Consider the following 10,974-nt stretch of genomic DNA (forward strand, 5'->3'; position numbering starts at 1 on the left):
GCCGTACTCGGCTCGTCAATCGCTTTCGCCGGCGTATCCTCGCCTATCGTGCGATCGGTTTTTTGTCCACGCACATTCCCGACACGTCCGGGCCCGGCGAGGAATGCCTTCTCCTCGTCCACGTCCGCCAGGTCGTCGGCCAGGTCCACTACCGGCTCTGCACGTACTGCGCCCAAGGCGTCATCACTGCCCTGGTCATCGACGAGCGCTTCCACAGCACCGGCCTGGGCACTCGTGCGCTCTCGCACCTGCGTGCCCGCCATCCGGGACTTGCCTGGCGCAGCTCGCTGCGCAAGCGCACCGCCCGCGACCTCCTTCGCCGGATGCGGATCCCCATGTCAGCCCCTACCTGTCCCCACGCCTCGCAGACCTCGCCCGGCTCAGCCCCGGTACTCGCCAGCGGCTGAGCCCACGAGCTGCTCAGCACTCACAGGACCCGGTCAGAGCCTCCCACACCGGCGCTGCCTCAGAAGCGGCTCGGCCCACGAACGGCGGATCTTCTCCACTGACTGGCGTGCGCGATGGCCAACGGCTCCTCAAGGCTCCACTCACAACCGCCCCGTTCCTTGCTGCTGCCAGATGCATCCCCTCTTACCCGCCAAGCCGCAGGGCAACGAGTGCCCCCGCGCCGCGGCCTCCTCGCCGGTGATCGCCGCCCGTGATGGGAGTCTTCGTACAACCTGCGCCAGATATCTGAGGGAAGCCGGTGACGTGCAGCACTTTGCGTCGCACGAACAGCGGGCATGGGTGAGCCGTGGCAGGGCATCCGGGGGCAGGGGCATCGGGCCGACTGCGCCCTTGGTGGCACCCGCCGACATCAAAGGCCTGGAAGGTAAGGGGTGAGAAGGTGAAGGGGTTCCGCAGCTTCATTCTGCGTGGCAACGTGGTCGACCTGGCTGTCGGCATCGTCATCGGAGCGGCGTTCACCGCCGTCGTCAACGGCTTCGTCGGCGCCTTTCTGACACCCCTCGTAGGGCTGGCAACCGGGGCCACCGGCGACATGAGCCGCAAGACCTTCACGGTGGGCTCCACCGAGTTCCCCTACGGAGCCTTCATCAACGCGGCGATCAGTTTCCTCCTCCTTGCCGGCGCCCTGTACTTCCTCGTCGTACTCCCGATCAACAACCTGCACGAACGCCTCGCCCCCCACCACGACGTCCAGGCTCCCAAGCGGGACTGCCCCGAGTGCCTCAGCCCCGTCCCCGCCCAGGCCCGACGCTGCGCCTCCTGCACCATCCCCCTGCCCGCAGTACCCGCCCCAGCCGAGGAGGTCGCCCAGCGCGCCGGATGACCGGCCCCCTCCACGCTCGACCGCCTGCGGGTTGACATCCGTCCCTGTGGGGTCCGGACCGCAGCCGAGGAGACAGTGGGCGTCCCCGTCGGTGCGTGACCATGACGGCTGGCGCCACGAGCCTCGAAGTGGCCGCCAGTGATCGTTTGCGATTGGCGGGTGATCAAATTCAACCTGTCGGTTCTCCCGACAGCCGTACCGTGCTGAGGATCTTCATGACCAGCTCGTCGCTGACCGCGCCGGGCACGCCCGTCGTGCCGTAGAAGTCCCAGGCGACGAAATCGCCCTTGGCGTTCTTGAAGCCGAAGGCGACGGCCCGGCCCTCACTGGCGCACTTGCCGGTCCGCTTGGCCCCCTTCGACCGCGCCTTGACGTAGCTGCCCTTGACGCCGGACTTCGTGGTGTACTCCACCGGCTCGTCCCAGGTGACCGCGTCCTTGTCCGGCTGGGTGTACGCGCCGTAGACCCAGGCCGTCGCCGTCTTGCGCGCCACCTCGTCGGCGCTCTTGGCTCCGTCCGCGCCCTTGGTGCCGGTGCCGGCGAGCGCGAAATCGCTGATCCGGCCGTCCCCGTCCGAGTCGACGCTGCACCACTTGTACTTGTAGAAGGCGGGCGCGGTGTGACCGACGACGGGCTTGTCGGGGTCTGCGTGGTCCGAGAAGCCGTAGAAGACGTCGGAGGATTTGACCTCCCAGTCGGGAGGGACCTCGAACGCGGTCCCGTGCCTGGGGTTGACCACGGTCTTCCACCCGGCGGAGCCCGACGCCGACGTGTCCGCGCCGTCCCTCTCGCCGTTCAGGACCACGACGGCGGTGACCGCGGCGGCGACGGTCACGGCCGTCGCCGCGCACACGGCCACGAGACCGAAACGCCTACCGGCCGAAGGAGAGGATGGCATGGCTCACCTCCGTGGGCTTCGGGCTGTACACGCGGCCGTTGAGCAGGAAGAACCGTCCGCCCGCCCAGACCATGCGCACCAGACTGGGGTAGAAGACGGACTCGGCGCCCTTGGCGGCGTCTGGGCTCGCCAGGACCACCTGGGGATCGCCTCCGCCCGCCACCGGGACGGCCGCGATCGCCCCCGCCGCCCCGGCCCCGGACTGGATGTAGACGAGCAGCTTGCCGTCCTCCACCGCCAGTGGCCACATGGCGCGGTTCTTGGGCGCGGCCGCGTGCCACTTCTCGGCGCCGGTGCCCAGATCGACCGCGACGACCTCGTCCGTCGTGTCGATGCCGAGGTTCTTGCCCGGCTTGCCCGCGGCGATGTAGAGCGTGTCGGCGTCGACGACGGCGCCCACGCAGCCGTGCAGATCGCCGCTCCCGTCGCCCCATCCGTTGCACCGGCTCTGGACGCCGAACTTGGACTCGGTCTGCGAGCGGACCTTGCCGTCGGGGGTGAAGGCCGTGATGTTCCAAACCTTCCGGTCGGAGTGGTACGCGGCCACGGCCAGGGGGTCCGCCGAGTAGATCCGGCCGAGGTTCCAGCCCTTGTCGTACAGGTAGTTCCACTTGGGCGCGCCCGTCGCCGGGTCGGCCTCCTCGATCATGACCTGGGGCTTGCCGGTCGCGTCGTTCGGATCGGGGCAGTTGCGTACGTTGAACAACCTGCCGCCGCCCCCGCCGACGGCCGCCGGATAGCACCCGCCCGTCTTCGACGTGCCGTAGAGCTTCCTGCCGTCGGTGACCGAGAAGCCGCTGACGACGGCCGACCGGGCGACCGCGACGGTACCCCCGGTCATCACCAGGTTGAACTCGAAGGCGCTGTCGTAGGAGTTCTCCTGCGGCACCTCGGTCTTCCAGCCGGCCTTGCCCGTGGCCAGGTCGATCTGCTGGAGGTGGGTGCAGTGGGCACTCTCGCTGTCGCTCGCCTTCACGCCGACGACCAATTTCCCGTCGGCCGACGGTGCCCGGGGTACGCCGCACAGCCCGCTCTCCAGCGTGATCTTCCACTTCTCCCGGCCGTCGCCCACCCCGTGGGCGGTGATCTCCTTGAACATCACCTTGACCACCACGTCGCCCACCCGCCACGGACCGTACTGGGAGGCTCCCGAACCGGGCAGTTCGGTCCGGTTGCTGCTCAGCCAGACCGGGGCCTCGCCCGGCTTGATCCCGGCGTTGAGGTCGTACTCGTCCGGACCGCCGCCCGCGCCCTTGCCGTCGCCCTGGTCGACCGAGGGGGATCCGGACGGCGTGGCCGCGTCCGACTCCTTGGCCGAAGGCTTGCCGCGGCCCGGGCCCGTCACGGCGTACACCCCGCCGCCGATCACCAACAGCGCGGCGACCAAGGCCGCGATCAGCACGGCGGTCCGGCCCCGGAACGCACCCTTGGTCCTCTCGCCGGGCGGCGGGGGCAACGGGACCCCGAAGCCTCGCTGTTGTCCCGGATGCGCGTACGGGCCGACAGGCGAAGGAGGCGGATACGTCGGCAGCGGCCCGTACTGCGGCGGCGGAGGCTGCGGAAGCGGGAGCGGCTGGGCGTAGGGATTGCCGGGCACGGGCCCGGAACCGGGCGCCGGCGCCTGGTAGTCGGAGCCGTATCCGGGCTGCACGGCGGGCGACGGGGGAGGGCCCGCCGCCCACTCCGCGGCCCGCTGCCCATCAGGGTCGGGCAGTTCGTCGTGGTCGTGACCGGTCATGGTGCAAGTGTTGCCGGTGAGCCAACGCGGCTGGAGCACTTTTCTGGACGAAAGGCTGCCCGGTCAGCCGTCGAGCCGCTCGTACAGGAACGCGGTGACCTCCGCACGCGCCCGCAAGGCCGGTTTGGTCCGCAGGGGTTTCGCGGACCTCCAAGGTCAGCACCGCGTGGGCCTGCCGGCCGAACCCGTCGGCGTTGCCCGAGGCCGAACCGAGCTGGATGACCTTGAAGGCACCCGAGCCGGGAGCTCAGGGTCTTGAACCGCTCCGCGGCACCATCCAGTCCTCGCTGAAGCGGAGCCCCATCACGCACAGGCCGTTGCTCCGCGTGCGCTCGACCACCCGCCGCCGACGGCTGGCTCATCACAGGAGCCAGTACGGAGTCGTCCACCGCCGCGGCCAATGCGAACCGCCCGTGAGACAGAGGCCGATGACCCCGACACCCGCTACGGGGGTACGGCCCGCGAGGTCGCGGACGAGGGCCCTGAGGTAGTCGGTGACGGGCCGGCGCGCGTCGGTGGCGAAGGCGCGGAGCTCCGCGTGGTTGTGGCAGGGTCTGATCGTATGGACTGCACTTTCTGCCGACTGATACGGGAAGACGCCGCCCGATGGGTGACGCGCGGGCCCGTGGTCAGCGCGTTCGTTCCGCTGGATCCCCTCGCACCAGGGCACACCCTGGTCGTGCCCACGTCCCACTGGACGGACATCTTCGACGCTCCACCACAGGTCTTGGCCCAGGCGATGACGCTGGTCCAGCTCCTTGCCGAGAAGATGCGGAGCGAGCTGAAGGCCGGCGGCGTGAACATACTGAGCGCCAGCGGCCCGGGCTCGGAGCAGTCGGTACCTCATCTGCACTTCCACGTGGTTCCGCGCTGGTCCGACGACGCGTTCACCACCTGGCCCGCGCACCAGTCCCGTCACCGGTTCGTCGGTGACCCTGTCACGCAGCTCGCCAACGCAATGGCGGCCATTGACACGACGTGACCGCACCACAGAAGTTGTGCGAGAACCGGGACGTGTGAAGAACGTCGCCCACCACCAGGCCGGGCTCCGCGATGTGCTGCTCCTCTGTCGGCTTCACGAGCCCTGCGACGGCGGTGCAGGCCGCGGTGTTCGCGTGGGCGCCGGTGCGGTGCACGTGCCGCTGAACCGCGAGGACCGTCACCGCGCAGCTTCGAACGCTGGCATCGGATCGAGACCCCGAGGTCCGCGACGAGGCCCTGTTGCGACTTTCACGCTGTCGCATGTCCGGTCTTGGTATGCGCCCGGGCAACCGACGTGCACAGCGGCGCGGTCGTGACTGCGTACGGCCTTGGTTCTAACCTAGGATGCCTGTCTCTACCGCACCTGGGATTCCGTCTGAGGCGAGCCCGGCCGGGTGGGTGCCGGTGCAGTCGAGTTCAGCGTGACCTTCCAGGGGTTGACCACGGGGGGGCAGCCCGCAGGCGCAACGCATCGCTTGGCCGCGGTGATCGTGTGGCAGTGTGGTCGGGGTCGTAGGGGACCAGCAGCCATTCGTGGCCGCGCGCCTCGACGGTCAGGCTGGCCGCGCGGAGCGCAGCGGCCGTGGCCGGTCCCGGTCTCTCGTTCTCGTCGGGCCGTTGCCGAGCCAGTCGGAGCGCCTGCCGGAATGACAGGCGTGCTGCTCCTGTTCAGGATCCGACTAACACAGCCGCCAGTGGCCTGACCAGTCCCGAAGGCGGCCCAGTGCCGGTGGCCGGCTCCGTCCCTGGGCCGGCGGGTCCCAGGAGGGTTGGAGGCGCCGTCGAGGAAGGACCAGCAGCCATTCACGCCGCGTGTCCCGGCGGTGAGGCGGCTGTAAGGGGATCTTGCAGTCAGACATCGCTCTCAGCTGGGAAGTCCAGTCCTCTGGCCGGCTCGCGCGTCAGTTGAACGCGCAGTATGCCTCCCGAGGCCCTCGCGGTGTGCTTAGACGCCGTTTCTTATGGCGTGATCGTTCGTTGAATCGTGCATGACGGATTTGGTTGAGCGGCTGGTGCCGGATGAGTTGTGGGTGTTGTTCCGGCGAGTGGTGCCGCCGACAGAGGTGATACGCCCCCAGGGCGGGGGCCGGCGCAGGGCGGGTGATCGCGAGACACTGGCGGCGATCATCTTCGTGGCGACGTCGGGCTGCACGTGGCGGCAGCTTCCGCCGGCGTTCGGCCCGAGCTGGCAGACGGTCTACCGACGCTTCGCCCAGTGGAGCCGGGCCCGTGTCTGGGCCCGGCTCCACCGCGTCATCCTCGACGAACTCGGCTCCCGCGGTGAGCTCGACTGGTCACGGTGCTCGATCGATTCCGTCAGCATGCGGGCCGCAAAGGGGGGCCACTGACGGGACCGAATCCGACCGACCGCGGCCAGCCGGGATCGAAAATCCACCTGATCACCGACCGAAACGGGCTGCCTCTCTCGCTCGGCATCTCGGGCGCGAACATACACGACAGCCTCGGACTCGAGCCGCTCGTACGCGGGATCCCGCCGATCCGGTCCCGGCGTGGCCCCCGCAGGCGACGGCCGGCGAAACTGCACGGCGACAAGGGCTACGACTACGACCACCTGCGCCGATGGCTGCGCAAGCGCGGGATCCGCCACCGCATTGCACGCAAGGGCATCGAGTCCTCGCAGCGGCTCGGCCGCCACCGATGGGTCGTCGAGAGGACCGTGTCCTGGCTCGCCGGCTGCCGCAGACTGCACCGCCGCTACGAGCGCAAGGCTGAACACTTCCTCGCCTTCGTCGGCATAGCCGCAGCCCTCATCTGCCACCGCCGCCTCACCAAATGAAACGACGTCTTATAGCACGGAGGCGGAGGCCGGGCCCTGCGGTGGCACCGTTCCCCTCGATCGGGGGCGGCGACTGGGTGAGGTCGGGCGGGCCGGTGGCGATCCGCGCAGCCGGGCCGGGGCTGGGATGCGAGTGTGGGGGAGAGGGCCGCAGTCCGCGCCCTCTCGCTGTCTGAGGAGGTTTGGTGGACCGCGATGTGATGTTCCGGCTCTTCACCGCCCACCGCGAGGCAGAGGCCCGCCGCGATCTTGGGGCGGTGCTGGAGACGTTCGTCGCTGACTGCTTCCTGGAAACCGTTGCGTTGGGGCTGCGCAGCCGGGGCCGAGCGGCGACGCGTGCCGCGTATGAGGGGATCTTCGCCGCGTTCCCGGATCTTGAGCCGGAAGACAGAGGGATCGCCTACGGCGACGACGTCATCGTCGTGTGGGGTGTACTGCGCGGCACCAGCCGCGGGCCTTGGCTTGGCGTGCCGCCCGGCGGCGGCACCTTCGCCGTGCCCTTCACCAATGTCGTGCCCTTCCAGGACGGTCTGATGGCCGGCGAGAGCCTGTACTTCGACCTGGCCACGCTCTGCGCGCAGGCAGGTCTGGACCTCGCCCGCGTCCGTGCCGCAGCCGCCTCACGAGCCGCGGCGGACGACGGCGGCGTTTGATGGGGATATTTGGATTTGGCCGTAACAAATATGGAACGGCGCGGCTGGTGACGGTGTTGGCGGACGCCGCCGAACTCACGGTTCTTCCCGGAGACGGATCGCTCGCGCGGGCGGAGCTCCACGCGGCGGCCGCCCGCGCGTACGCCGCCGCCGGGGATCGGACGGGGGTGGATGTCCGGGCGGAGCTCGTCGCGGTGTGGGGTGGGTGCCAGCGTGCGACCGTCGCGCTCGACGTGCGGGTTCCTGTGATTTTTTGCCCCACTCCGGCGGGTTTCGTCCCTTTCGACGGTGGCAAGGGGACGACGGCATGAAAGCGACCCCACCCTGCCCGTCCGCAGCGCGCTGCCAGGCCGTGCGCACTTCGGCGCCATGCGCCATGCGCCGTACTCGCTCACAGCGACGAGGCGGCCCGGTACGGTGGTGGCGACGGAAGGAGCACGACGTGAGCGCCATAACGGAAGACCGCCACGAGCCCGGTGTCCCGCGCACCGCGAACGCCATCGCTGCCGCTCTTGCCCCGGGGCGCAAGGGGGTGTTCCTGGAAGAGCTGCTCGCGGCCCAGGCGGGTGACGACCAGTTCGCGGTGATGGAGCGTTGGCACCTGCGTGCCACGGCCGACTCCACCCGGACCGACGCGGACCGCACCGAGGTGGCGGCCCTGCGCGCGGGCAACCGCTCCGGCGTCCGCGACTTGGACCAAGTCCTGGCGGCCCTGGCGCACAACCGGTGAGCCACGGTCTGACCGATCAGGCCGCCGCCGTCCTCGGGGCCATGGCCGACAAGGCGCCGGAGGTTTTCGCGGCGGCGGTGCGGTTCCTGCCATTGATCGCGGGCGCGCACGAGGCCGGACAGCTTCCCGAAGGCGCGAGCCCCGCGGACTCGTGGGGAGACCTTTACGACGTGCCGGTTCCGGGCGCCCCGGTACTCGTGGAGTTCTTCACGGGCGACCCCAATGCGCTGACCATCACCCGCATTACGTGGATGGCCTAGTACTGCAACAGTCTTTGTCGTGACGGTTGGGCAGGTCGGTCGTTGGTGTGGTTCTGGGTGGGGAGCGTGTTGATGCCCGGTCAATGCGGGGGCTGGTCGCTCCGTTGGAGCGGAAGAACGGCTGGACGCTTGCCGAGGAGGCCGGGCATGGCGGCCCGGACGGGATGCACCGGTTGCTGAACCGGATCGGCTGGAACGGGGACGAGGTCTTGGACGACGTGCGGGACGACGTGGTCGAGCACCTCGGCGATCCGGATGCGGTGCTGATCGCGGACGACACCGGGTTCCTGAAAAAGGGCATCCGCTTGGCCGGGGTCCAGAGTCAGCACTCCGGAACCGCCGGGCGGGCAGAGAACTCCCAGATCGGGGTCTTCCTCGCCTATGCCGGCGAACATGGCCGCACCTTGATCGACCGGCGTCTGTATCTGCCCACGTCGTGGACGGATGACCGGGAACGGTGCCGGGCGGGCGGCATCGAGGACATGGTCGCCTTCGAGACGATGGTGGTGATGGCCAAAGCCATGGTCCGCCGGGCCGTCACGGACCGGATTCCGTTCCGGTGGGTGACCGCGGTCGCCGCCTACGGTTTCTCCGGCGGCCCGTGGGCGGCGCGGCCGTCCGTGGAGATCCCCTATCCTCGGGGACGAGGGCCAGGAGCGGGTCCCTACAGACGGTGCAGCGTTCCATGGCGGTGCCGAGGACCTGCGCGAGGAGAAGGTTCTTGGTCTCCTGGTGGTACAGCAGCTGCACCCATGCTGACCAGCCAAAACGGCAGTTGGCGCGGCCCGATGGCGGAGGTTGGTCCGGGAATGGTCCGGATCTTGGTCCGGGCGGCCTATGGGCGGAGGTGATGGGGTGGGGTGGGACGTTCTGGGAGTGATCGGGCTTTGTGGTGGCCTCGATCACACGGCGCCCCACCCTCGTCACAGGGCCGGGTCGGATGGCGGAGCGGCAGACGCCGTGCGGCGGATGGCGACGACGGCCGCGTCGTCACCGAGGTGTCCATGGACGTAGGTCAGTAGTTCGGTCTGGAGATGATGCAGGAGTTCGTCGGGCTCGTCCGTGGTCCACTGTGGTGCGCGCTCGGTGAAGGGGTAGAACCGTCCGTCGGTGTTGCGTGCTTCGATGACGCCGTCGGTGCAGAGGAGCAGCAGGTCCCCGACCTCGAACGGGAAGGTCTGGACGGTGTAGTCGGTGGTGCCGAAAGCCCCGCCGAATCCGATCGGAAGGTGGCTTGCCTCGGTCACGAGCGGAATGAGCCGATTTCCGCGGAGGATGAGCGGCGGCGGGTGGCCGCAGCTGATGAGGTGGACGACCGGCTCGTGGTCGGGGATGTCGAGCAGCAGGGCGGCGGCGAAGTCTTCGACGGTGTCCTGGTCTGCCTGCGACCCCCACTGTCTGGTGTCCCAGCGGAATGCGGCGTCCAGGTGGACGGCGAGGCGGGGGAGGGTGGCCTGCCGGTGGGCGGCTGCTCGGAAGGCGCCGAGGAGCAGGGCGGTCTTGCCGATGGTGCCCAGACCACTGCCGCGCACATCGCCGATGAGGAGCCGGGTGCTGTGGTGGACGGTGCGTGCGGCCGCGTACAGGTCTCCGCCCAGCTCGGCTTCCGCCTCGGCCGGGATGTACAGGCCGGCGATCTGCAGTGGGCCGGCGCGTTCGGGCAGCGGCTGCAACAGCACCCTTTGGGCCGCCTCGGCCACCGACCGCACCTGGTCCAGCTGCTGCTCGCGCCGGCCTCGCACCACACAGACGGTGACACAGGCGGCCGAGACGACGATCAGGGCAGCGATCTGCGCCTGGAGGTTGGCGGTGCCCGCTACCCCCCCTGAGCACGCCGATCAGCACCTGGGCTGCCACCGCGAGAACGCCCATGACCGCCGTCGTGAGGGGGCCGGCGAACGCCACCGTGATCGCGGGCGCTGCCACGAGCAGTGGACCGAGATGGATGTGCGGCGGAGCCAATACATCCACGACGCACACGGTGATGATCAGCCCGAGCGGAATCATCAGCAGTGCGGGCGCGTGCCCCGGCTGCCAGAAACGCCGGGCGTCCAGCCATGCGTGAAGGGCCATGCCTCAAGCCTTCCATCCGCCTCGGCAAGGTGAGGGCTCGGCGCTCCGGGGGCCGCTGTCCATGGCTGTGCGAGACGGAACGCGGGGGCTGACATGCGTGCAAGACCCTGAGGGCCGCGCGCAAGGCCGTCGGGCAGACCCTGTGCATCGCCATTCAGCGACGCCTGTGGGTCACTCACGACAGCCATCGTCGTTGGGGGCGAGGAGGCGTTCGAGTGTCAGTGGAACTCCGGAGCTTGGTGAGATGTGTGAGCCCCTCGATGACACGGCGATGGGTCGCGTGGGTGCTGCTCACCGGTCCTCATCCCTCGAAGAGCATTTCTTCCACCGCGGCAGGCGCCGCTGCCTCCTGCTGTGCGCGCTCGAACTCGAGCTGCCACGTTCGCGCCTCGGCGTAAGCGACGTGGACCATGCTTCCCGGGCACAGCACCAGTGCCCGTGGCTCGATCTTGTGGTCCTTGACCGATCCGTACCCGATTCGTTTGGTGGGCAGCAAGGCGTGCGGCACGGAGCACGAGGGGCATGGAGCCTTCGGGAGGGTCGCCATGTCAC

At 69.4% G+C, this 10,974-nt stretch carries 12 protein-coding genes and 1 pseudogene; 9 read left to right on the forward strand and 4 right to left on the reverse strand.

All coding sequences use genetic code 11. The features are described from left to right. Window positions 1–407 (forward strand): hypothetical protein (locus ACS04_RS28630; protein ID WP_209441798.1); only part of this gene is annotated, 407 nt, incomplete at its 5' end. Between the two features lie 440 nt (window positions 408–847). After that, window positions 848–1,291, forward strand: a complete 444-nt coding sequence (mscL, locus tag ACS04_RS28635; protein WP_048479681.1) for a large conductance mechanosensitive channel protein MscL — start codon at window positions 848–850, stop codon at window positions 1,289–1,291. 169 nt (window positions 1,292–1,460) lie between these two features. Here the strand turns inward: mscL and ACS04_RS28640 are convergent, their stop codons facing one another. Continuing rightward, window positions 1,461–2,189, reverse strand: coding sequence for a DUF8017 domain-containing protein (locus ACS04_RS28640; RefSeq protein ID WP_158977586.1), 729 nt, complete (start codon window positions 2,187–2,189; stop codon window positions 1,461–1,463). Next, a complete protein-coding gene (locus ACS04_RS28645) occupies window positions 2,164–3,927 on the reverse strand; it encodes an outer membrane protein assembly factor BamB family protein (protein ID WP_078865446.1) in 1,764 nt (587 codons plus the stop codon). Before ACS04_RS28645 ends, ACS04_RS28640 begins: the two co-directional genes overlap by 26 nt. A 562-nt stretch (window positions 3,928–4,489) precedes the next feature. On the opposite strand from ACS04_RS28645, the gene ACS04_RS28650 reads away from it, so the two are divergent. From ACS04_RS28650 to ACS04_RS28685, 7 genes and pseudogenes are all read left to right on the forward strand, one after another. Beyond that, a complete protein-coding gene (locus tag ACS04_RS28650; RefSeq protein WP_048479771.1) occupies window positions 4,490–4,909 on the forward strand; it encodes an HIT family protein in 420 nt (139 codons plus the stop codon). 988 nt (window positions 4,910–5,897) lie between these two features. Continuing rightward, window positions 5,898–6,706 (forward strand): IS5 family transposase gene (locus tag ACS04_RS37780; RefSeq protein ID WP_425337853.1). Its coding sequence is split into 2 segments (ribosomal slippage): window positions 5,898–6,255 and window positions 6,255–6,706, totalling 810 coding nucleotides; the frame shifts between segments, so codons are not numbered across the junction. Between the two features lie 185 nt (window positions 6,707–6,891). Further along, window positions 6,892–7,359 carry an ester cyclase gene (locus tag ACS04_RS28665; protein WP_048479684.1) on the forward strand — a complete coding sequence of 156 codons (468 nt, stop codon included), beginning with the start codon at window positions 6,892–6,894 and terminating at the stop codon, window positions 7,357–7,359. Between the two features lie 47 nt (window positions 7,360–7,406). Continuing rightward, entirely contained in the window at window positions 7,407–7,670 is a 264-nt protein-coding gene (locus ACS04_RS28670) for a hypothetical protein (protein ID WP_048479685.1), read from the forward strand. A 131-nt stretch (window positions 7,671–7,801) separates the two neighbouring features. After that, entirely contained in the window at window positions 7,802–8,089 is a 288-nt protein-coding gene (locus ACS04_RS28675; RefSeq protein ID WP_048479686.1) for a hypothetical protein, read from the forward strand. Then, window positions 8,086–8,349, forward strand: coding sequence for a hypothetical protein (locus ACS04_RS28680; RefSeq protein WP_048479687.1), 264 nt, complete (start codon window positions 8,086–8,088; stop codon window positions 8,347–8,349). The genes ACS04_RS28675 and ACS04_RS28680 overlap by 4 nt, the downstream gene beginning before the upstream one ends. 83 nt (window positions 8,350–8,432) lie before the next feature. Then, window positions 8,433–8,945, forward strand: a pseudogene (locus ACS04_RS28685) (IS701 family transposase); the annotation flags it as partial. A 327-nt stretch (window positions 8,946–9,272) separates the two neighbouring features. Here the strand turns inward: ACS04_RS28685 and ACS04_RS28690 are convergent. Both ACS04_RS28690 and ACS04_RS38390 read right to left on the reverse strand, forming a co-directional pair. Further along, window positions 9,273–10,091 (reverse strand): PP2C family protein-serine/threonine phosphatase, encoded by an 819-nt coding sequence (locus ACS04_RS28690; RefSeq protein ID WP_342449565.1) that lies wholly within the window; start codon window positions 10,089–10,091, stop codon window positions 9,273–9,275. Between the two features lie 632 nt (window positions 10,092–10,723). Continuing rightward, window positions 10,724–10,969: a hypothetical protein gene (locus ACS04_RS38390; RefSeq protein WP_158977589.1), complete on the reverse strand. Its 246-nt coding sequence runs from the start codon at window positions 10,967–10,969 to the stop codon at window positions 10,724–10,726. Window positions 10,970–10,974 lie beyond the last annotated feature (5 nt).

It is taken from the genome of Streptomyces roseus (assembly GCF_001044425.1).
In the GTDB taxonomy this organism is placed as follows: Bacteria; Actinomycetota; Actinomycetes; order Streptomycetales; family Streptomycetaceae; genus Streptomyces; species Streptomyces roseus.

Excerpts from the sequence above, each read along its gene's own strand:
- ACS04_RS28640 (WP_158977586.1), bottom strand. The coding sequence starts at position 2,189 with ATGCCATCCTCTCCTTCGGCCGGTAGGCGTTTCGGTCTCGTGGCCGTG.
- ACS04_RS28645 (WP_078865446.1), bottom strand. The coding sequence starts at position 3,927 with ATGACCGGTCACGACCACGACGAACTGCCCGACCCTGATGGGCAGCGG.
- ACS04_RS28650 (WP_048479771.1), top strand. The coding sequence starts at position 4,490 with ATGGACTGCACTTTCTGCCGACTGATACGGGAAGACGCCGCCCGATGG.
- ACS04_RS38390 (WP_158977589.1), bottom strand. The coding sequence starts at position 10,969 with ATGGCGACCCTCCCGAAGGCTCCATGCCCCTCGTGCTCCGTGCCGCAC.